22 protein-coding genes are annotated in these 20,968 nt (G+C 46.7%); 13 read left to right on the top strand and 9 right to left on the bottom strand.

Translation table 11 applies throughout. The annotated features are described in order from the left end of the window. The gene (gene bioB, locus C8R14_RS02005) at positions 1–1,017 is read right to left on the bottom strand and encodes a biotin synthase BioB (protein WP_011635157.1); all 1,017 of its coding nucleotides are present in this window, start codon (positions 1,015–1,017) and stop codon (positions 1–3) included. Between the two features lie 142 nt (positions 1,018–1,159). On the opposite strand from bioB, the gene C8R14_RS02010 reads away from it, so the two are divergent. The 4 genes from C8R14_RS02010 (at position 1,160) to C8R14_RS02025 (ending at position 3,955) form a co-directional block, all read left to right on the top strand. Continuing rightward, the gene (locus C8R14_RS02010) at positions 1,160–1,798 is read left to right on the top strand and encodes a ComFC family protein (protein ID WP_277985860.1); all 639 of its coding nucleotides are present in this window, start codon (positions 1,160–1,162) and stop codon (positions 1,796–1,798) included. A gap of 53 nt (positions 1,799–1,851) precedes the next feature. Beyond that, on the top strand, positions 1,852–2,316 hold the full coding sequence (gene trmL / locus C8R14_RS02015; RefSeq protein WP_011635159.1) for a tRNA (uridine(34)/cytosine(34)/5-carboxymethylaminomethyluridine(34)-2'-O)-methyltransferase TrmL: 465 nt from the start codon (positions 1,852–1,854) through the stop codon (positions 2,314–2,316). 86 nt (positions 2,317–2,402) lie between these two features. Next, positions 2,403–2,933 (top strand): DUF488 domain-containing protein, encoded by a 531-nt coding sequence (locus tag C8R14_RS02020; protein WP_011635160.1) that lies wholly within the window; start codon positions 2,403–2,405, stop codon positions 2,931–2,933. A 185-nt stretch (positions 2,934–3,118) separates the two neighbouring features. Next, the gene (locus C8R14_RS02025) at positions 3,119–3,955 is read left to right on the top strand and encodes an FkbM family methyltransferase (RefSeq protein WP_011635161.1); all 837 of its coding nucleotides are present in this window, start codon (positions 3,119–3,121) and stop codon (positions 3,953–3,955) included. Positions 3,956–4,265: 310 nt separating this feature from the next. Here C8R14_RS02025 and zwf read toward each other — a convergent pair whose 3' ends face one another. From zwf to C8R14_RS02065, 8 genes are all read right to left on the bottom strand, one after another. Continuing rightward, positions 4,266–5,741: a glucose-6-phosphate dehydrogenase gene (zwf, locus tag C8R14_RS02030; RefSeq protein ID WP_011635162.1), complete on the bottom strand. Its 1,476-nt coding sequence runs from the start codon at positions 5,739–5,741 to the stop codon at positions 4,266–4,268. Between the two features lie 18 nt (positions 5,742–5,759). Then, the gene (gene gnd / locus C8R14_RS02035) at positions 5,760–6,668 is read right to left on the bottom strand and encodes a phosphogluconate dehydrogenase (NAD(+)-dependent, decarboxylating) (protein WP_011635163.1); all 909 of its coding nucleotides are present in this window, start codon (positions 6,666–6,668) and stop codon (positions 5,760–5,762) included. 69 nt (positions 6,669–6,737) lie between these two features. Beyond that, positions 6,738–7,820: an ADP-ribosylglycohydrolase family protein gene (locus C8R14_RS02040; RefSeq protein WP_041353571.1), complete on the bottom strand. Its 1,083-nt coding sequence runs from the start codon at positions 7,818–7,820 to the stop codon at positions 6,738–6,740. 117 nt (positions 7,821–7,937) lie between these two features. Further along, positions 7,938–8,237: a DUF167 domain-containing protein gene (locus C8R14_RS02045; protein ID WP_011635165.1), complete on the bottom strand. Its 300-nt coding sequence runs from the start codon at positions 8,235–8,237 to the stop codon at positions 7,938–7,940. Continuing rightward, positions 8,237–8,797, bottom strand: coding sequence for a YggT family protein (locus tag C8R14_RS02050; protein WP_011635166.1), 561 nt, complete (start codon positions 8,795–8,797; stop codon positions 8,237–8,239). The genes C8R14_RS02045 and C8R14_RS02050 overlap by 1 nt, the downstream gene beginning before the upstream one ends. A 72-nt stretch (positions 8,798–8,869) precedes the next feature. Then, positions 8,870–9,682: a pyrroline-5-carboxylate reductase gene (gene proC, locus C8R14_RS02055; RefSeq protein WP_011635167.1), complete on the bottom strand. Its 813-nt coding sequence runs from the start codon at positions 9,680–9,682 to the stop codon at positions 8,870–8,872. Between the two features lie 79 nt (positions 9,683–9,761). Further along, positions 9,762–9,977, bottom strand: coding sequence for a DUF2905 domain-containing protein (locus tag C8R14_RS02060; RefSeq protein WP_011635168.1), 216 nt, complete (start codon positions 9,975–9,977; stop codon positions 9,762–9,764). Between the two features lie 9 nt (positions 9,978–9,986). After that, positions 9,987–10,451, bottom strand: a complete 465-nt coding sequence (locus C8R14_RS02065; protein ID WP_011635169.1) for a DUF5658 family protein — start codon at positions 10,449–10,451, stop codon at positions 9,987–9,989. 336 nt (positions 10,452–10,787) lie between these two features. Between C8R14_RS02065 and rpmH the strand changes: the two genes are divergently transcribed. The 9 genes from rpmH to C8R14_RS02110 all read left to right on the top strand — a co-directional run bounded on the left by rpmH (position 10,788) and on the right by C8R14_RS02110 (position 20,964). Beyond that, positions 10,788–10,922, top strand: coding sequence for a 50S ribosomal protein L34 (gene rpmH, locus C8R14_RS02070; protein ID WP_011635170.1), 135 nt, complete (start codon positions 10,788–10,790; stop codon positions 10,920–10,922). A gap of 36 nt (positions 10,923–10,958) precedes the next feature. Further along, a complete protein-coding gene (rnpA, locus tag C8R14_RS02075; protein WP_011635171.1) occupies positions 10,959–11,324 on the top strand; it encodes a ribonuclease P protein component in 366 nt (121 codons plus the stop codon). Continuing rightward, complete coding sequence (gene yidD, locus C8R14_RS02080) at positions 11,321–11,530, top strand: membrane protein insertion efficiency factor YidD (protein WP_011635172.1); 210 nt, start codon at positions 11,321–11,323, stop codon at positions 11,528–11,530. Before rnpA ends, yidD begins: the two co-directional genes overlap by 4 nt. 90 nt (positions 11,531–11,620) lie before the next feature. Continuing rightward, on the top strand, positions 11,621–13,489 hold the full coding sequence (gene yidC / locus C8R14_RS02085) for a membrane protein insertase YidC (RefSeq protein ID WP_011635173.1): 1,869 nt from the start codon (positions 11,621–11,623) through the stop codon (positions 13,487–13,489). 46 nt (positions 13,490–13,535) lie between these two features. After that, on the top strand, positions 13,536–14,915 hold the full coding sequence (mnmE, locus tag C8R14_RS02090) for a tRNA uridine-5-carboxymethylaminomethyl(34) synthesis GTPase MnmE (protein ID WP_011635174.1): 1,380 nt from the start codon (positions 13,536–13,538) through the stop codon (positions 14,913–14,915). Between the two features lie 226 nt (positions 14,916–15,141). Then, complete coding sequence (rpsO, locus tag C8R14_RS02095; protein WP_011635175.1) at positions 15,142–15,411, top strand: 30S ribosomal protein S15; 270 nt, start codon at positions 15,142–15,144, stop codon at positions 15,409–15,411. A 178-nt stretch (positions 15,412–15,589) separates the two neighbouring features. Beyond that, positions 15,590–17,707 (top strand): polyribonucleotide nucleotidyltransferase, encoded by a 2,118-nt coding sequence (gene pnp / locus C8R14_RS02100; RefSeq protein WP_011635176.1) that lies wholly within the window; start codon positions 15,590–15,592, stop codon positions 17,705–17,707. 415 nt (positions 17,708–18,122) lie between these two features. Then, a complete protein-coding gene (locus C8R14_RS02105; protein ID WP_082211270.1) occupies positions 18,123–19,670 on the top strand; it encodes an efflux transporter outer membrane subunit in 1,548 nt (515 codons plus the stop codon). Between the two features lie 88 nt (positions 19,671–19,758). Then, positions 19,759–20,964 (top strand): efflux RND transporter periplasmic adaptor subunit, encoded by a 1,206-nt coding sequence (locus C8R14_RS02110; RefSeq protein WP_011635178.1) that lies wholly within the window; start codon positions 19,759–19,761, stop codon positions 20,962–20,964. Positions 20,965–20,968 lie beyond the last annotated feature (4 nt).

A 20,968-nucleotide genomic window follows, 5' to 3' on the forward strand; every position in this document is an offset into this window, starting at 1 on the left:
TTAAAGTGCATGCAATCCCAGTTTTTCGAGCAAAGCTGCGTCCTGTTCCGTATCCGGATTGCCGGTCGTGAGCAGTTTGTCACCATAAAAGATAGAGTTGGCACCGGCCAGAAAACACAGTGCCTGAATAGCTTCCGACATCTGTCGGCGGCCAGCAGAAAGCCTGACCTTTGCTCTGGGCATGGTGATACGGGCTGCTGCGATAGAGCGGACAAATTCAAACGGGTCGAGCTCAGGTATACCATACAAAGGTGTGCCTTCGACCTGCACCAGGTAATTGATCGGCACTGATTCAGGATAAGGATCAAGGCTGGCCAGTTGTGCAATCAGGCCGGCTCGGGCTGTACGTGATTCCCCCATGCCAACAATGCCACCACAACAAACATTGATATTGGCACCGCGCACTTCGTCCAATGTATCCAGGCGATTCTGATATTCGCGTGTAGTAATGACCTCGCCATAAAACTCAGGAGAGGTATCGAGATTGTGATTGTAGTAATCCAACCCGGCCTGCTTGAGTTGAACGGCCTGCCCGGGTTTCAGGATACCCAATGTAGCACAGGTTTCCAGCCCTAAATCCTTAACTGCACTGATGAGCTCGGTCATGTGCTCAATATCACGTTGCTTGGGTCCCCGCCAGGCGGCTCCCATGCAGAAGCGCGTTGCGCCACTTTCCTTGGCTTTGGTGGCCGCCATCACTACTTCCTCACGCGACAAAATTGCTTGATTTTCCACCCCGGTATGATAACGAGCCGCCTGCGGGCAATAGGCGCAGTCTTCAGAACATCCACCAGTTTTTACTGACAGCAGCGTAGACAATTGCACGCCATTAGCATCGTGATATTGGCGGTGCACCGTTTGCGCCTGAAAAATCAGATCATTAAACGGCAAACCCAACAGTGATTCAACATCTGCCACCAACCAGCGTGACGATGATTCTTGCTGTACTGCCAAATCAGGGTTGGAATATGTGCATCCGCACTGTTTTTCAGAAATTAAATCGGTTCGGGATTCCATGATCATTCTCGGCGATAGCCTGCTCCAAGTTATAATAAATGATAGGCGATCATTACGGATACCTTTTAGGTTGTCAATTTTTTCTTCTGGAATTTTGAACAGGCGATTAAATTTTGTGCAATTATTCCAACATAAGCATTGCGTGTTATGTCAAGTGTCTGATCATCGAGATATCTGCGCAGCCTGCCTGCATGATCTTCCCAGACTGTCTCAAGTACACTGCCCTTCTTGCCTGCTACCAGTGCCTTCCTCACAGATTTGTGGTGCCTGTCTGCGCAAGCCGCCCGCCTGGAACCACGTCAGAGCAGCCGTGCGTTACACCTATCCGGTTGATGCACTGATACAGGCACTGAAATACCGCTCCGAACTGTCGCTGGCACCAATACTGGCAGATTTGCTGCTGACAGAACTCCAGGAAGATTCTTTACCTGACTATGTCATTCCGGTACCGCTTCATCCGGACAGGCTGCGGGATAGAGGATTCAATCAGGCGCTCGAAATCAGTCGTCATCTGTGTAGAAAGACAGGATGCAAATTGCTACCTGCCGCCTGCGTACGCACACGCAGCACTCCTTCGCAGACTGAGATTCCATGGAAGAAACGGAAACAGAATGTTCGTAATGCCTTTATCTGTACCCAGCATTTTTCCGGAAAACAGGTTGCTATCGTGGATGATGTCATGACCAGCGGCGCCACCCTGAATGAACTGGCCAGAGTTATCCTTCGCCAGGGGGCAGGCAGTGTTCGCGCCTGGGTTGTCGCCCGGGCATTTCCGAGTTAATCATCCGAAAATAATACGGACCGACAATCATTCAATCTGACAAACTGATCAACATGCTACAGGTAATCCTCCATCAGCCGGAAATCCCGCCAAATACCGGCAATATCATCCGCCTCTGTGCCAACACCAGCACACAGCTGCACCTGATCAAACCACTGGGATTCAACTTGAGTGACCGGCAACTGAAGCGCGCCGGGCTGGATTATCACGAATGGGCACGCCTCACCGTGCATGAAGATCTGGCATCCTGCCTGAGCCTCATGGATGGATGCCGGATTTTTGCTGTCACCACCAAGGCAACAAAGCACTACGATAAAGTGGATTATACGACTGATGATGTCTTTTTGTTTGGCTCTGAAACTTGTGGATTGCCTGTTGAAGTACTGGAAGATTTCTCTCAGGATCGCCGTATCCGTATTCCTATGGTTCCTTCTTCTCGCAGCCTGAATCTCTCCAATTCAGCAGCGGTTATTATTTACGAAGCCTGGCGACAAACTGGTTTTGATGGTGGTGTCTAGAGTGTAATATTCATCCGGTTGTTCACCCTCCTCATATCAGGCACTATGGGAATGTCTCCTTACAGCAGTACAAACAGGACAGGAAAATGAATCTCCCCTTTTACACCATCGGACATTCAACCCGTACATTGGAAGAATTCGTTAATCTACTGCGTACGGTACAAATAGAACTGATTGCGGATATACGCACTGTGCCACGATCACGAACCAATCCGCAATACAATCAGGACACATTACCTGGCAGGCTGGCAGTATTGGGGATCGGCTATGAATACATCACGCAGCTGGGAGGATTGCGCGGTAAATCCAAGACTGTATTGCCAGATACAAACGGCTTCTGGGTGAACCAGAGTTTTCATAATTATGCTGATTACACACTTTCAGTTGCTTTCCAGGAAGGATTAAACAGACTGATTGAACTGGGGCGCACGCATCGTTGTGTCATGATGTGCGCGGAAGCTGTTTGGTGGCGTTGTCACCGACGTATCGTTTCGGATTACTTACTCGCACATGGCGAAATTGTCTTTCATCTGATGGGACACAATCGCGTAGAAGCGGCACACCTAACTGAGGGTGCGCAAATTCAGGCTGACCACACTATCATTTACCCATTATAACTATTGACAAGATCACCTACAAAAATGCGCCCCTTTTCAGGAACAAGTCGGATAAAGCTGTCAGCATTATGACAATCTAATAGGATTATCAAATAAGTATTTATGCACACACTTCATTTACAGCATTTTCTTCAATCATACTGATAACGCTAGAAACCCTTATAAACTTAACCAAAAAACAGAAAATGAATCTTCTTTACAAGTTAATCTCAAAGCTACCAAACTATATCAAGTCATTTGGATTATTCCATGGTTTTCGTTTACTACTCTTGATTGAAGGTACCATTTTCAAAACATCTACAATAACCAAAAAATATACTGTACCGGGTTATCCGGAACCAATATATTTACGGAAAACAACTAGTGATTATTCAATTTTCTGGCAATGCATCGTTCAGCGTCAATATAACATGTTGCGATTTCCGCAAAGCAACCGGTTAATGTCCACATATCAAGAATACGTTAAGAAAGGCTATAAGCCATTAATTATTGATTGTGGTGCAAATATTGGCTTATCAGCATTATTTCTGGCAAAGTTATTTCCAAAAGCCACTATATATGCAATCGAGCCTGATGAAAATAATTTCATGATGCTCAAGCTAAATATAGCTTCTCTGGAAGGCCGTGTAGTCGCGTTACGAGGGGGAATTTGGCACGAAAATGCTAACTTACGTATTATTAATCCAGCATCAGGATCAGCAAGTTTCCGTGTTGCAACTACGACTACTATCGATAACTCAAAAGAAATAATTCGCACTTATACAATTGATGAAATCTGCACTTTAGCCGGAACCAGTACCCCATTTATTGTTAAGGTGGATATTGAGGGAGCTCAAAGTAATCTATTCAAAAATAATACCAGTTGGGTCAGTAATACTCACCTTATTATGCTTGAACTGGATGATTGGCTAATGCCTTGGGCAGGAACAAGCAGATCATTTTTTTCATGTGTAAGCCAATATCCATTTGACTACCTCATTTCTGGAGAAACCATTTTCTGTTTTCGTGATTTTGAAAACTAAATACCCACCGGTTAAAGTCGGCAGGTGTCGCATCCCGGATGGCTTGAAGGATTCTATCAGCTCTCTCATGACAGCTCGCGCCATGAACAGCGGATAACGAGTTTTATCTATACAATCATCCGGGACTGAACAGGTAGGTTTAAGTTACGGACTAAAAATATTATTGTAGTCTATCTATTCTGTCGCTGCGTCTGGATACAACCACTAAAAACATAAAATGCCAGTCAATCAGGTAACCGAGTCTGAACCAGCTTCAGCAGAACATCTTTATCCACAATCCATGCACGATGGCGCATAAAAAATGATCAGGTTAAAGCTCATTACGCCAAACCTGATCATCACTGTCAAACAATCGGTTGGCTTCAGCCGGCCCCCAGCTGCCGGCAGGATAAGTTGCGATATATTCACGCTCAACCGTCCAGAATTTCAAGATTGGATCAATGACTCGCCACGCCCATTCAGCCTCATCAAAGCGAATAAACAATGAACGATCGCCTTCAATTACATCCAGCAGCAAGGTTTCATAAGCACCCAACGTTTGCTCATCCGTCCTGAGGAAACTTGCATTCATTTGTATTACGCGGGTATTCATATCCAAGCCCGGTTGTTTAACGTGAATTTCCATATGCATGGATTCTTCCGGTTGAATCGACAACAATACCCAGTTAGGGTCGATTGACTCCAGTGGTGTTTCGCGGAAAAGTTGCTGCGGAGGGTGTTTGAAACGAATCGCAATCATCGAATGCCGCCTGGGCATACGTTTTCCCGTTCGTAGATAAAACGGAACACCGCGCCAACGCCAATTATCAATATAGAATTTAGCTGCAGCAAAAGTTTCAGTAATCGAATCTGACTCAACGTTTTCTTCCTGTTGGTAACCCACCACCGACTGCCCGTCAATATTGCCATGTGTATATTGTGCGCGCACTGCATGTGCATGCACTGCGCGTTTAGCAATCGGGCGAATCGACCGCAACACCTTGACCTTTTCATCACGCAACGCATCCGCTTCCAGAGCAGGTGGAGGTTCCATCGCTACCACAGTTAACAGTTGCATGAGATGATTCTGCAACATATCACGCAATGCTCCTGCGCGATCATAATAGCCTGCGCGTTTTTCAATACCGATTGACTCTGCAACCGTAATTTGTACATGGTCAATAAAATTGCGATTCCACAATGGCTCGATTATTGTATTGGCAAACCGGAAAACCAGCAGATTTTGTACTGTTTCCTTACCCAGAAAATGATCAATACGATAAATCTGTTCTTCATCAAAATACTGGTGTAATACACGGTTAAGCACTTGTGCCGATTCCAGATCTTCCCCAAATGGTTTTTCGATGACCACCCGGTTCATACCGCGTGGCTCATTCAAACCAGCAACTTTGAGATTTTTAATTACCGTTACAAAATCAGCTGGACGGATTGCCAGATAAAACACTGTGCGAGAACAGGCTGATCCAGGTGCTATGTCCGCAGCAAGTGCGTGATAGGAATCTACCTCTTTAAGATCCCCTCGCAAGTAACGAAAGCGCGCCAGAAAACGTTCCAGTAACGCTTGGCAAGACGGCTGATCAAGTTTGTTTTTTAGTATCGAACGTACGTATTCAAGCCAATCGTCCGTTGTCCATTCCCGCCGTGAAATAGCAATGATGGAAAGGTTATCAGCCAAGCGACCGGCATGCTCCAGATCAAACAAGGCTGGTAACAATTTATGTGCGGCAAGATCCCCTGTTGCTCCAAAAATAACAAACGAGCAAGGTAAATTTTGGGATTGATCCATTTTTGCACCACCCATTATTTAGTCCTTTTTAACAGCATGGCCGCCAAAGCCATGACGCATTTTTGCTAGCATTTTAGCGGCATAATCATTTTTCCCCTGTGAGGCAAAACGCATCATCAGTGCAAGCGTGATCACGGGCACAGGAATTCCTTGCTCCAGGGAAGCAAGTGTCGTCCAACGCCCTTCACCGGAATCCGCCACGAAAGGAGCAATATCATCAAGCGCCTGATCTTCCGCCAAGAAGTCCGCAGACAAATCAAGTAGCCACGAACGCACCACGCTGCCATGCCGCCACAATTCGGCGATTGCAGCAAGGTCAAGATCAAATCCAGGTTTGTCCTTCATCAGCGCAAACCCTTCGGCCAAGGCTTGCATCATGCCGTATTCGATTCCATTATGTACCATCTTCACGTAATGCCCCGATCCAACCGGCCCAGTATGTAGCCAGCCGGTCATCGGGGTTGGCGCCAATGCTTCCATATAGGGTTTCAGGCGTGCCGCGGCGGCATTTGATCCACCAAACATGATGCAATAGCCGTTTTCCAGCCCCCATACCCCCCCAGAAACCCCCGCATCAGCAAATTCAATACCTTGCTCTGCACAACGTGCTGCACGGGGAATATCATCTTGCCAGTGCGTATTGGCACCATCCACAATCAGATCACCTGCCGATAGCAACGGCAACAATGCAGAAAGTGCTGTTTCAGTTACTTCGCCCGCTGGCAGCATCAGCCAGATGATGCGGGGCTTTTCAAGTGAAGCAACCAGGTCAGCATAACTTTTGCACGCCGTGTGTCCCGTGTCTCTGGCCAATGCTTCGGTTACATTAAAGCTGCGATTCGTTATTGCAATTTTTTTATCTTTCTCGGCGAGACGGCGTGCCATGTTGCCACCCATTCGCCCTAAACCCACTATACCGAATTCCATATTTTTCTCCTTTGAGCAGATACAATCAGGAATACTGGCCTATCAGATACGGAATCAAGAACACCAGTCTCAGGCTGAACCCGCCATAGCTGCAAGTTCCATTGCTAATTTACCAAGTGTTACTGAATCGTCGAGTCCATCCAGCAAACGTTGCGGGATACCGGACAAGCCGGTTTGCGCGCCTACGAGTGCCCCGGTCAATATGGCGCGCGACAAATTTTGCCCACCACCATTAATTGCATGTAAAACAGCCGATTCAAAATCATCATGAAACCGGGCAGCCAGATAATAAGCGGCAGGTAGTAAGTGATAAATTGCACACGGCATGCCATACACAATGGATACCTTCCAGGCTGGCTCAATCCGAATATCAGGATCCACTGCCGCCGCAGCCATATAAGAAGGCGTAAGCAATGCATCTGGAGAAGCAAAACGCCCAGCACGTGGTGGATCCGGATCACCAGGGCGTGGTGGCTGCAGACTGTCCCCCGTCACGGCGTGAAATGGCAGCGCGCCACTCTTCACGAGATTCATGAGCTTTCCAGATAAGCTGGTATCCAGCGCATGCCCCTGAATCAACAGTCCCAGCACAGCACCGTAAGCTACAGTCATCGCCGCCACCATCTCATCAGACTGGGTCAGTGTCGTATTGTCTGCAATGGCTATCGCGAGTTTGTCTGGTCGGAACGCATAACGAACAGCAATGGCCAGCGTACGCTCTGCTGCCTCGGTGGTATCGGCATGACCACCGGTCTGCCCCCAATGCAGCTTTTGCTGTACGCGTCGCCGCCAGGTTTCACGAATTGATTGGCTGGTGTAACCACCCGGGCCATTGACAGGCGTACCGTCAAGCAATGGAAAAAGTGTTTCATCCATACGGCGGCAAAAATCCTCTGCCTCGTAACCACCCCGCTCGACCAGCGACTGAACCATTAGCTTCAGGATGAAACCCGCCTGCGATAGCTGCCCTGCTTTTAATCCGGCATGGTAGCGATTTGGTTTGGGATCAGTATAGTCTGCAATCCAGTCACCATAATCACGACGCAACTCGGAGAGATCATAGTACCAATGCGGCCCCAGCCCCAATGCATCTCCGATGAACGCGCCCATAATGGCTCCGGCGGCACGATCCTGTATATTTTTGTCTGACATAAAACCTCCTGTTTCATATCCTGAAGAAATAAACTCTGCAAACTCGAAATTCAGGCCTGCCTCACTCGAAAACACTATGTTACGCCCGACAAAACAAACATTGGGTACAACTGCGGGTTATTCGGCTCTTATTTCGTTGAACAATACTTCGGGGCCATTAACCGGCTGGTAGATCTCGACGACTTTATGCCGGGATTGCGCACCCCATTTCAGGGTGATGTGCTTCAGGGGGACATTGAAGCGTTTTGCCAAAAATACTGCTAAAGCACGATTAGCTTTGCCATCCATCGGGGGAGCCGCCAGTTTTATTTTCAGCTCCTCGCCATGCACACCGATTGCTTCAGTCTGCCTGGCACCCGGCTGGATATAGAGTTTCAGTATCAGATTGTGATCGCGATCAAGGCAATACCAGCCCATCAAAACGCATGCACAATCTGACGCTGTAAGTTCTCCACAACCATCATCAGCACCTGCAGCAGAATCAAGGCAAATAATGGAGAAAGGTCGAAATTGGCTATGGGAGGAATAAACCGGCGCAACGGTTCCAGAACAGGCCCGGTAAAACTTTCCAGCACGGGCGCCAACGGGCTGTGCGGATTAATCCAGGATAATAGGGCCTGCGCAATGATCGTGATAAACAGAATGTTAAGCGTCATGCTGGCCAGCTTGATGAATGCCAGTAAGATAAATGCGAATATACTGACACTCGCGCCAGAGTCTGCCAACAGATTGATACTGATCAAAATAATAAATTGAGCTAACCAGGCCAGTACAAAGGTGGAAAGATCAAGCCCTCGCCAGCTGGGAATTACTCGGCGTGCTGGCCGTACAATAAAATCTGTCACAGTGACCAGAAATCTTGAAACCGGATGAAAATAAGGAATGCGTGACCACTGCACATAGAACCGCAGCAATAACGCCAGAGAAAACAGGCCAAGAACTGTGTCCAGCAAAAATATTATTATTTGATTGGGCATGGTTTTTTCCGTTGAAAGTTATGATTGTTTCTACCCCATTATCTGGATACAGACTGAAGAGCACCTCAAATATTACGTATGTCTAAACATTTCTCCCATTTCCCGGGAACGATCATTGGCAATATGCATGGCGCGAATAAATGCACCCCTGATATCGGACTGTTCCATACTGAGTAACGCTTGTTCGGTCACCCCCCCCTTCGAAGTTACACGTGTTCTCAGGGTTGCAAGCGTGTCATCACTTTGCACAGCAAGGTATGTCGCCCCCAGGAATGTTTGCATTGCCAACTGTTTCGCGGTATCAGCTGTCAAACCTAGCTCTGCCCCAGCCTGCTGCATCGCCTCCAGAAAATAGAAGACATACGCCGGGCCACATCCTGACAAAGCTGTTACAGCATCCAGCTGAGCTTCTTCATCTACCCAGACGATAGTTCCGATTCCCGCCAGAATCCTCGTTGCTTGTTCCTTCTGCCGGGTATCCACACGAGGCAGAGCGTATAAGCCTGTTACCCCCTTTCCAATTAAAGCCGGTGTGTTAGGCATAGCACGAATAATAAACTCATGCCGGTTCAGCCACTGGCTCAGATCGTCTGCACGGACACCTGCTGCAATCGAAATAACAAGCTTACCTTGAAAAAGTTGTGCTGATTCGCTTACTGCAGCATGTAGTTGTTGTGGCTTTACAGCCAGAACAACGATCTCGCTGCCCCGAATTCCATCAGCTATGGATGCAGTTACTGTCATGCCATATTCCTTGACAAGTCGCTGTTGCTGCTGCGCATCGATCTCTACAACACTGATCTGTGATGGCGTATGTCCATGACGGATCAGACCGCCGATCATGGCGCCAGCCATATTCCCTCCACCAATAAAGGCAATATTCATGAATAACCCTGATTTATCTAAATGTACAGCACCGATAAGATTAGCCAAACCCTGGCAGATGGCATATTTACAAAAATACTTATTTCTTGAACAGATTGATAATCACACTCAAAACGATACTAACAATCAGCATGGAAGTAATGGGTATGAATACTTTACTGTGTCGAGTTTCAATATGGATATCTCCCGGCAGCTTTCCAAACCAATTAAATAACCAGGGTGCCAGATGTAATACTGCCCCGATAACAAGCAAAACGATACCGGCAACCATGAGCCATCGTACAATCGGTTCCATATAAAAAGGTCACATACCAATAAACTGCAATAACATTAACTCATAACTAATCAAACAAGCATAACCCGATAAAAATATATAAAGAAGGTGGCGACAGCGAATTCCGGCACAAAGCCGTACTTCATGGTGTATGGTCAACATAATCACCGCCAGAGAGGTAAGCGCTAGTTTAGTGAAAACAAATTTCTGCATGCCTTCCTCAATCAGGATCGCCATAAAATAGTTAAGTTCTGTACCACCTCCAGACAATATATTTATCGTCAAAAAGGCATCTGTCGCACTGAATAACACGATGGCAAGAACACAGACTACAAGACGCCATCCGTATTGATCAACATAAACCGCGCCACGATCGGAGCGCCGCTGTGCAACCCGCCTGCCCTGTTTGATTCCCAACTGATAGGGACACACAAACGAAATCTCAGCCCGCCTTTCCCACTGCCGCTGATCTATTACTAATTGATTCGTCGTCATTATCTTCCCTCATACCTATAACCCGATCAGCTTCCCGAAAATTTACCCGATACCTTACCTCATTTACACGAAAATAAAGTGTAAAGGTGCCGGCCCAGTCACGCAATATTACTAAAATCTGTTACCTGCAATCCGACAACGGACAAAAGTCGAGTTGTACCATTTATGTTTCGTTTTCATAACGTCCTACTAAAAACACGTGTGGCGAAAACCTGCCAGATTAAGATATACTATTCGGCCCTGAAAGGAGTAGGTGGGCAATATTTTTATCATTAATTTAAGCGATTTTCTGACCTCTCTTCGTATTTTTTATAGCAAAAATAGGCATTTTATAAAATGAAACGTACCTATCAACCATCCGTTATCAGCAAAAAACGTACTCATGGATTCCGTGCTCGCATGAAGACACGTGGTGGCAGAGCTGTTATTCGTGCACGCCGGGCAAAGGGACGGGTCAGACTCAGTGTATAACATGGACAAATCCAGGTTTACTGTCCGAGCTGTTTCTTGACAACCGAGCATGTTTACTCGTTACCCAAATCGTGCAGACTGCGAAAAGCTGATGAATTTCGCGCTGTACTGAGACATCGGACTGTGTTCGAAAGCCTTTCTTTGCGATTGCATATAAAGCTGAAGCCGATCAACGACGGTTATGCGCGCATCGGCTTAATCGTAGCCAAAAAGATCGAGCGGAAAGCTGTCAGAAGAAACCGCATCAAACGATTGATCAGAGAGGCATTTCGCAAGCACAGACAGGTGGTTCAAGGTATGGATTGCGTTATGCAGCTACGGCGTTCTGTGGAACCGTCAGATTCTGCGCGCATCTATCAGGAAGCCGTAACGCTGTTACATAAAGCAGCCAGGCAATTATGAAGCAACTGATCATTGGCCTTATTAAACTCTACCAATACAGCATCGGCCTCCTGATTCCACCTTCCTGCAGATTTTACCCAACCTGCTCGAATTATATGCGGGAAGCGTTGACAAAACATGGCTTGATAAAAGGATTATGGCTGGGTACAAGGCGGATACTCCGCTGCCACCCCTGGAATCCGGGCGGCTATGACCCTATCCCATAAAACAGCCAATATGCCCATAATAACCAACTTATCTATCATATTCTTAAAGCGTTTTTACTAAAACTTTTCCGCATCCCCGAGCTTCAAAAAATGGACAATAAAAAAATCGTACTGCTTATCATTTTTTCGACATCGCTACTGTTTTTATGGGATGCATGGGTAAAAGAACAGGAAAAGTTCAACGCCCCTCCCTCCGTTGTAGCTCAGGCTAATTCCGCAGCCGGAGTCACACAGTCAAAAAATAACGACGGCCTTCCTATTCCAGGCAGTGAACTCACAGCATCACAAACAGGATCGGATCTGAACGGGATACCTTCAAGTGGAGATACAGCTGATTCGGTTACCCCACGCCTGTTGCCTTCAGGCGAGCAAATACGTGTCGTCACCGACAAGGTCATTGCAGAAATCGACACGATGGGAGGCGATTTACGGCGACTGGAACTACTGCAACAACCTTCTCCTGAAGACGAGAACGTACCTTACTCTCTATTGCATAGCGAAGCTTCGCGTACCTATGTCGCACAATCCGGTCTGGTAGGCGAGGGATTGCCTAACCATAAAACGGTTTATCAGGTGGAATCAGGCATACGCAACTACGAACTGACTGCCGGCGAGGATAAAGTTGTCATCCGCCTGCTGGCACCTGAAACTCAGGGAGTTCAGGTTATAAAAACCTACACCTTTCACCGCGACAGCTACGTAATCGACATCGGCTTCGAGATAGCAAACAAGAGCGATGCCACAATCCGTCCGTTTGCTTATTTCCAGATGTTGCGTGACGACACTCCGCCACCAGCACACACCATGATGATTCGCAGTTTTCTGGGGGCTGCTGTTTACACTGACGAAGAGAAATATCAGAAAATTCCGTTTGATGACCTGGACAAAGGCAAGACAGATTATCCGGCCAATGCGAACAATGGCTGGATCGCCATGCTGGAACACTATTTCCTGACTGCCTGGTTGCCGCCACAACAAACACCACGCGAATATTTTGCCAAGCGACAAAGCGATAATCTCTATACAGCCGGGGTAATTGTTCCGGCCGGAGTTATCACTGCTGGTGAAACTGTTACAACCACCATGCCACTTTATGCAGGTCCGGAAGAGCAAGATAGGCTTGCTGAACTAGCTCCGGGGCTGGAGCTTACTGTTGATTACGGCTGGCTGACCATGATCGCCAAGCCATTATTCCGTTTACTTTCTTTCTACCATTCGTGGACAGGAAACTGGGGAATAGCAATTATCCTTCTGACCATAACCGTCAAGCTGCTGTTCTTCCCGCTATCTGCGGCCGGCTACCGATCCATGGCAAAATTACGCTTGGTAACGCCCAAGTTGAAGCGTATTCAGGATCAATACAAGGGTGATCGGCAGCGCATGCATCAGGCGATGATGGATTTTTATAAAACAGAAAAAATCAACCCGATGGGGGGGTGTTTTCCCATACTGGTGCAAATCCCGGTTTTTATTGCGCTGTACTGGACAATACTTGCAGCAGTAGAACTGCGTTACGCTCCTTTTGCACTATGGATCACTGATTTATCTTCTCCAGATCCCAAATACCTGCTGCCGGTTCTGCTGGGCATTTCCATGTTTATACAGACCAGGCTTAATCCGACCCCAACAGATCCAATCCAGGCAAAAATAATGCAAATTATGCCTGTTGCCTTCAGTGCCATTTTCTTCTTCTTCCCGGCCGGTCTTGTTCTTTATTCCCTGGTCAATAATATTCTGTCAATCGCGCAGCAATGGAAGATTACAAAAATGTACGGGACTGCCCCCAGTCAAGACGCTCCTGAATCACCCGCTAGTAAAGATGCTCCTGAACTACCCGTCAGTAACCAGGTTATTAACGATTCAGAAAATACAGAAGCACCTGCCAGTGGTCCGGCTGATAGTCCTAAAAAACCTGTTAACATTCCGAGAAGAATGCACAAAAGAACGAGAAAGAAATAAATATTTATAACTTCAACTGCTCTGTGTCCCTTTTGATAAAGAAGGTATGCAATGCCCTGCCACCTCCTTGGTGAAGAATAATGACACCATTGCAGCAATCGCCACACCACCTGGCCGTGGCGGCATTGGAATAGTCCGGATTTCAGGGACAAATCTAGAACAGCTTGCCCAGACAATCCTGGGCAAGCTTCCTGATCCACGTCACGCCGGTTTATTCAACTTTCTTGATCAAAACAATCAAGTTATTGATCAGGGAATCGTGTTGTATTTCCCTTCCCCCAACTCCTATACCGGAGAAGACGTACTGGAGCTGCACGGACATGGCGGCCCCGCTGTTATGAACCTGCTGTTGACCCGCTGCCTTCAACTGGGTGCTCGCCTAGCGGAACCGGGTGAATTTACACTGCGCGCTTTTCTCAACGAAAAACTTGATCTTGCACAAGCTGAAGGAGTAGCCGACCTGATAGAAGCCAGCACTGCCAATGCCGCACGTTGTGCAGTGCGCTCATTACATGGGGAATTCTCATCGGCGATTCATCAGCTTGTAAGCGCGCTGATTGATTTGCGTGTGCTGGTCGAAGCAACGCTCGATTTCCCGGAAGAAGAGATTGATTTTCTTCAGTCTGCCCATGCCGTGGAACAGCTGGCTTCAATCCAGACAAAACTGGAACAAGTATTGTCCGCATCCCGTCGGGGAAATTTATTACAGGAAGGGATCAAAGTCGTACTGACAGGCCAGCCCAATGTGGGCAAATCCAGCTTACTGAATCGACTTGCTGGAGACGAGATAGCTATCGTCACCGAGATACCCGGTACAACAAGGGATACCATTCGGCAATCGATCGAAATTGAAGGAATACCACTGCATTTGATTGACACCGCAGGATTGAGAGAAACCAGCGATATCGTTGAACAACATGGGATTGCCCGTGCCTACGCTGCAATTGAACAGGCCGATCTGGTATTACTATTGGTTGACGGCCGCTATGGCGTGACCAAGGAAGATCACTCTGTACTGGCTCGTTTGCCGAAAGAACTGCCAGTATTGACTGTACACAACAAAATTGATTTATCCGGACAGCTCTCTCGCATAGAAGAAGATACTTCAGGAACAGCTATCTATCTTTCAGTAAAAAGCGGTGAAGGCATAGAGCTGCTACGAACAGTACTGCTTAAAACTGTTGGCTGGCAGACCAACATTGCTGGAGAAGGTGCTTACATGGCTCGCCAGCGGCATTTGCAAGCATTGCTGCATGCAAAAGAATTACTGAAAAGAGCAGAAACCTGGTTGCACACTGCAGATCAGTTAGAAATACTTGCTGAAGAACTTCGCCTTGCGCAACAAGCCCTGTCATCTATTACTGGCGAATTCACAAGCGATGATCTACTGGGTGAAATTTTTTCCAATTTCTGTATTGGAAAATAAACTGGATAAAAAACTGCAATACATGCTTCTACGAAAATTCAATAAATTGTGACTTGTCAGTGGCAAACGAATATGGGTTCAGGATATTCTTAATAGAGATAGAAATCTGGTGGGTAATAAAGCACGATTGCTTCCAATACCTTGATTTTATTTGGCAAGCTATTTATTAAAGAGTAAAATTGCGACTGGTTAAGTATATGGATTAATTACAAGCAGGAGAAAGTAAATGGCTGTAACAACCGATCAAAAAAGCCAGGTTATACTGGATTATCAGAGAGTAGCAGGAGACACCGGTTCGCCAGAGGTACAGGTGGCTATATTGACAACGCGAATCAATAGCCTGATTGATCATTTCAAGGAACATGTCAAAGATCACCACTCCCGTCGCGGCCTGTTGCGTATGGTTAGTCGGCGACGCAAACTATTGGATTATCTGAAATCTAGAAATAGTGACAATTACCGGATCCTGATCGAACGCCTGGGTTTAAGAAAATAAAAAAATCATGTGGTAGTTAATCGTACTGCACTCCACAAATTATCGCAGATGATTGCAAAGCTGCAGATGAATCTGGTCAGTCGTCTGCACTCTAATTTGAATAACCCTGATCGATTTGCACTTAAATATAATTGTGCAGTCGATCTTGGGCATGATTTGATCAAAGAAGGATTATTAATTGAAACCGATAAAAAAAAGCATAACTTACGGACACCATACGCTCACCATTGAAACTGGAGAAATTGCGAAACAGGCACATGGTGCTGTCATGGTTTCCATGGATGACACGGTTGTGCTGGTTACAGTAGTAGGAGATAAAAAAACCAAACCTGGACAGGATTTTTTCCCGCTCACAGTTGATTATCAGGAAAAATTTTATTCTGCCGGGCGCATTCCAGGAAGCTTCTTTAAACGTGAAGGTCGTCCTTCTGAAAAGGAAATACTAACATCCCGGCTGATTGATCGGCCGATACGTCCGCTCTTCCCCGATGGTTTTTACAATGAGGTACAAGTCATCGCAATGGTATTGTCATCAGATGCTGAAATCGATGCTGACATTCCTGCAACGATCGGCGCATCTGCGGCACTGATACTCTCCGGTATCCCATTTGATGGGCCTATCGGTGCAGCACGCGTAGGTTATATTGACAACGAATATGTCCTTAATCCGACCACTACCCAGCTCAATAAATCGCAACTCAATCTCGTAGTGGCAGGCACCCAAAAAGCTGTGCTGATGGTTGAGTCAGAAGCTAATGAACTCTCCGAAGATGTCATGCTCGGAGCAGTAACCTATGGCCATGATCAAATGCAGCAGGTAATCAACATGATCAATGAACTGGCTGATGAGACTGGTGTAACCGCATGGGATTGGCAACCGGCAGAAAAAGATCATTCACTGATTGAAAAAATTACTCAACTGGCTGAAGCGGATTTGCGCGATGCATTCCGGCTGAAACAAAAATCGGTCAGAACAGAAGCAATTAGTGAAATCTGGCAACGTGTATTTACCGAATTGAAAGCAGGTACTGAGGAAGGCCCCAGTGAGCAAACGATCAAGGAAATCGGTTTTGCGCTTGAAGCCAAAATTGTGCGTAACAGCATCCTTGATGGTGAATCCCGCATTGACGGCCGCGGAACACGTACAGTTAGACCAATTACCATTCGCCATGGCGTATTACCACGTACTCATGGTTCAGCACTGTTCACACGAGGTGAGACGCAGGCTTTGGTAGTGACCACACTGGGAACTGCCCGAGATGAGCAGAAAATTGATGCACTCCAAGGGGATTATTCCGAACGTTTCATGCTGCATTACAACATGCCTCCTTTTGCCACGGGTGAAACCGGAAGAGTGGGATCACCCAAGCGGCGTGAAATTGGCCACGGACGATTGGCCAAGCGTGCTCTGCTTGCTGTCCTGCCGCCAGTGGAAGAATTCGGCTATGCGATGCGGGTAGTCTCTGAAGTTACGGAATCAAATGGTTCAAGTTCGATGGCTTCTGTCTGCGGAGGTTGTCTTGCACTGATGGATGCGGGAGCTCCCCTGAAAGCTCATGTCGCTGGTATTGCTATGGGGCTGATCAAGGAAGGCAATCGATTTGCCGTACTGACTGATATCCTTGGTGATGAAGATCATCTGGGCGATATGGATTTTAAGGTCGCAGGGACTGAAGAGGGTATCACTGCATTACAAATGGATATAAAAATCCAGGGAATCACGAAAGAAATCATGCAGGTAGCCTTACTTCAAGCAAAAGAAGGGCGACTCCATATTCTGGATATCATGAAACAATCTCTCCCAATAGCAAGAGATAGCGTATCGGTTCACGCACCACGTATTATCAAATTCAAAATTAATCCTGAAAAAATACGTGATGTGATCGGTAAAGGCGGGGCAGTTATTCGCGCACTGACCGAGGAAACCGGAACCACTATCGATATCTCCGATGATGGTTCTGTGACAATTGCCAGCATCAGCAATGAAGGTGGGGAACAGGCGAAAAGACGTATCGAAAATATTACTGCAGATGTTGAGGTTGGCAAGATTTATGAGGGAACAGTACTCAAATTGCTTGATTTCGGTGCTATTGTCAGCATTCTTCCTGGAAAAGATGGTCTGCTCCATATCTCGCAAATTGCCAATGAACGAGTCGAAAGCGTTGCTGACCACCTCAAGGAAGGCCAGATTATTCGGGTCAAAGTACTGGAAGCAGACGATAAAGGTCGGTTACGACTCAGCATGAAGGCAGCCAGCACAGAAGCAGCAGCCACTCCTGAAAACGGTGAAAAATAAGCTGGTGTTATCCGTTTAATAAATCACAATCTGTCTCCACTTCGTAATGTTCTCCGGAGACCATGCTTATTTCAATCAAGAAATAGCACCTCCGGAGAAATTTTCCCCATTTTTTAATTCATTAATTTGGTTGGCTTGTACCGTACCAATGCGGAAGAAGGCTTGCAACAGCTCCCACTGCATGCATCCGAATAAAAGATACATCAGGTTCTATCTGGTCATATCACAAGAATAAGGTATGAATATTTATCTTGTTATCAATTTTATCGACCATGCATGTAGTATCATACAAAAGTAAGCATCAGCCATATCTTCAACAGGTTTGTTTGTTCACAATCCTGTTGTATTTTAGCCAAGCGTAAAAAATCAAGGCATAATAAATTTTTATACATTCAAGGTTTAAAAAGGTAATGGCATGTCGCCACACTTAAATTTCCATCTCCAAATACTCGGAATCGTTACATCTATACTACCTCGGCTAACTGCAATATCCTATTTTAAAAATAGAAGGGCTATTTCAACCAGGCCAAATCGTCGTCAAACACCTGTTCTGCTGTTATGTTCGAGCTTGTTAATAACATCTTGCGCCATGGGCCCTGACTATTCACGCCCTCAGATCGATACCACAGAAAAATTTCGTCTGTCTCAAACAGAGGGGCGGTCCATTGCCAATCTTCCTTGGTGGGAGCTGCTCCGGGATGAAAAGCTGCAATTGCTGATTGATCAAGCCTTGACCGAAAACAAGGATCTCAAGCAAGCAGCAGCTAGTGTTGAAGAACTTCAGGCGCGCTTGGGTATTACACAGATGGACTTCATTCCGAACATTACCATCGATGGGAATGCGCCGATAGAAACCTTAGGAGGATTCAGCCGCAAAGGATTTCCGACACCCTATAACTATTTCGGACAAACCATTTTGAACTGGGAATTGGATATCTGGGGCAGAATCCGCCGCTCCAATGAAGCCGCTCGGGCAGATCTGCTGGCACGCGAAGAAAATCGTCGAGCCGTTGTTCTGACGTTAGTAAGCTCGGTAGCACAATCCTATTTCGATCTTTTGCAATTTGATACGCAACTAAAAATTGCCCATCACGCATTAACTTCATGGGAAGAATCTGTCGCCATCTCCAGTGCGCAACTGGAAGGTGGATTGACTACCCGGCTTGATCTGGATCAGTTTGAAGCAGAGCGTGCTGCAGCTGCTGCCCAGGTGGCAGAGCTGGAAAGACAGATTGCACAAAAAGAAAATGAGCTTAGCGTGCTGGCGGGCAGAACCCCCGCGCCGGTAGCACGAGGATACTCACTGAGCGGACAATCCACCCCTCCCGATATTCCACCCGGACTGCCTTCTGAATTACTGCAACGGCGCCCTGATATTTTACAGGCAGAACAAACGCTGAAAGCAGCAATTGCTAGAATCGGAGTCGCCAAGGCCACGCGCTTTCCCAGAATAACGCTGACAGGATTTTTTGGATTTTCCAGCCCGGCACTGGCAAGTCTGCTGGATTCTGACAGTAAATTTGGCGCTGCTGGATTCGGGCTTGCGGGACCACTGCTAAATGCACAAACACTCGGATACGAACAACGTGCTGCAGAAGCACAGGCAAAACAGGCATTGGCACAGTACGAACAAACCATCCTGGTAGCGTTCAAGGAAGTTGAAGATGCACTAGCAGCCATTCGAACAGCAAATGATCAGTACAAAGCCAAACAGAAACAGGTTGAAGCATTAAGTTCGGCTTTACAGATAGCAAATTTGCGCTATCAGGGCGGAATTACAAGCTACGTTGATGTGTTGCTTACAAAGCGAAAATTATTTGATGCCGAATCTGCACTTGTGATCGCTCGCCATTTACATCTAGTTTCTGTCGTCCAACTTTACAAAGCACTGGGTGGAGGCTGGCTCGCTGATGGTACCGATGTACCACTGCCAATATCAACCGGGCTGCTGCGCAACAACTGAAATAAACTATAAATAGTACTTTCATGACTTTTATCCCAACTTAAGAATATCTTTTGATTATTTCTTCAGAGCTATCGAGAATAACATTATGTATCAAACGCTTCGTCAAACAACCACGCAAGCCAATGCGGTTATAACAAGTTTCTTGTTGCTCCTTGCTCTTCTGGCCGGTTGCTCAAAATCATCTACTGATTCTCCTCCTCCTGCTCCGCAGATTGAAGTCATCACTGTCACCACTCGTACAATTGCGGAAGAACCTGAATTCATTGGCCAAACCGAATCTTTCCGGCCGGTTGAAATTCGTTCACAGGTAAATGGCATTATCAAAAAGATATTCTTTATCGAAGGCCGAAATATCAGAAAAGGTGACAAGCTGTACTTGATTGATCCAACACCCTTCAAAGCAGCCTATCTGGGTAGCAAAGCAATGGTTGCCCAGGCACGTGCCCGATTGGAGCAAGCCAACAAGGATCTTGCCCGGGTGCAACCCCTGCTGAAACAAAAAGCAGTCAGCCAAAAAGATGTTGACGATGCTATCGCAGAAGTACGTAGTGCAAAAGCAACTCTGGATACGGCACAGAACGACGTAATCAAGGCCAAATTTGACCTGGATAACACGCTCATCACCGCTCCGGTAGAAGGCCGGATCAACCGCAGTCAATTTTACGAGGGGCGTCTGATCGAAGCCCAAACCGATCTACTGACCACCATTGATCAGCTAGACCCCATGTATGTCAACGTAAATGTTCCGGAAAGTTATTTGCTGCGCCTTCGCCGCGAACTTTCCGAGCACAAACTTGAAAGACCTGAAAGTATTTTCCAGTTGCGCGGTGTAATGACTTTCTCTGATGGCAGTATTTATCCGGAAGAAGGGCTACTGGATTTTCAAGATATTGTAATACGACCCGAAACTGGCATGCTGCTAGGACGCTTCGCGTTTCCCAACCCTGCTAGTAAGAATGCTCCCGGAGAAGCTCATTTCTATCCAGGCCAGTTTGTTAAAGTTCGTATTAAAGGTTACAGCAGAGCAGATGCCATTCTGATTCCTCAGCGTGCCGTGCAACAACGACCAAGCGGCTCGTTCGTTTATATCATCAATGAAGGAAAGGTTGAACTCCGCCCGGTACTGGCCAGCGCATGGCGCGGCAGTGAATGGCTGATTGAAAGCGGCCTGCGCACGGGAGAACAAGTGGTTGTAGAAGGGATTCACAGAATCCATCCGGGAATCCAAGTAAACCCTGTTCCCTACCAGAGAGAAGAAAGCCAGACTTCCTCAAGCAACCATCCAGAATAAACCG

The sequence above is a fragment of the Nitrosomonas eutropha genome, from assembly GCF_003201195.1.
Classification (GTDB): Bacteria; Pseudomonadota; Gammaproteobacteria; order Burkholderiales; family Nitrosomonadaceae; genus Nitrosomonas; species Nitrosomonas eutropha.

Bases quoted from the DNA above. Each gene is read 5' to 3' on its own strand.
- proC (WP_011635167.1), bottom strand. From the start codon at position 9,682: ATGAATATTGCCTTTATTGGTGGAGGGAATATGGCTGGCGCCATGATC.
- yidD (WP_011635172.1), top strand. From the start codon at position 11,321: ATGAAGCAACTGATCATTGGCCTTATTAAACTCTACCAATACAGCATC.
- C8R14_RS02110 (WP_011635178.1), top strand. From the start codon at position 19,759: ATGTATCAAACGCTTCGTCAAACAACCACGCAAGCCAATGCGGTTATA.
- trmL (WP_011635159.1), top strand. From the start codon at position 1,852: ATGCTACAGGTAATCCTCCATCAGCCGGAAATCCCGCCAAATACCGGC.
- zwf (WP_011635162.1), bottom strand. From the start codon at position 5,741: ATGGATCAATCCCAAAATTTACCTTGCTCGTTTGTTATTTTTGGAGCA.
- yidC (WP_011635173.1), top strand. From the start codon at position 11,621: ATGGACAATAAAAAAATCGTACTGCTTATCATTTTTTCGACATCGCTA.
- C8R14_RS02025 (WP_011635161.1), top strand. From the start codon at position 3,119: ATGAATCTTCTTTACAAGTTAATCTCAAAGCTACCAAACTATATCAAG.
- C8R14_RS02045 (WP_011635165.1), bottom strand. From the start codon at position 8,237: ATGGGCTGGTATTGCCTTGATCGCGATCACAATCTGATACTGAAACTC.
- gnd (WP_011635163.1), bottom strand. From the start codon at position 6,668: ATGGAATTCGGTATAGTGGGTTTAGGGCGAATGGGTGGCAACATGGCA.
- rpsO (WP_011635175.1), top strand. From the start codon at position 15,142: ATGGCTGTAACAACCGATCAAAAAAGCCAGGTTATACTGGATTATCAG.
- C8R14_RS02065 (WP_011635169.1), bottom strand. From the start codon at position 10,451: ATGACGACGAATCAATTAGTAATAGATCAGCGGCAGTGGGAAAGGCGG.
- C8R14_RS02040 (WP_041353571.1), bottom strand. From the start codon at position 7,820: ATGTCAGACAAAAATATACAGGATCGTGCCGCCGGAGCCATTATGGGC.
- C8R14_RS02060 (WP_011635168.1), bottom strand. From the start codon at position 9,977: ATGGAACCGATTGTACGATGGCTCATGGTTGCCGGTATCGTTTTGCTT.
- C8R14_RS02050 (WP_011635166.1), bottom strand. From the start codon at position 8,797: ATGCCCAATCAAATAATAATATTTTTGCTGGACACAGTTCTTGGCCTG.
- rpmH (WP_011635170.1), top strand. From the start codon at position 10,788: ATGAAACGTACCTATCAACCATCCGTTATCAGCAAAAAACGTACTCAT.
- C8R14_RS02020 (WP_011635160.1), top strand. From the start codon at position 2,403: ATGAATCTCCCCTTTTACACCATCGGACATTCAACCCGTACATTGGAA.
- mnmE (WP_011635174.1), top strand. From the start codon at position 13,536: ATGCAATGCCCTGCCACCTCCTTGGTGAAGAATAATGACACCATTGCA.
- bioB (WP_011635157.1), bottom strand. From the start codon at position 1,017: ATGGAATCCCGAACCGATTTAATTTCTGAAAAACAGTGCGGATGCACA.
- C8R14_RS02105 (WP_082211270.1), top strand. From the start codon at position 18,123: ATGTCGCCACACTTAAATTTCCATCTCCAAATACTCGGAATCGTTACA.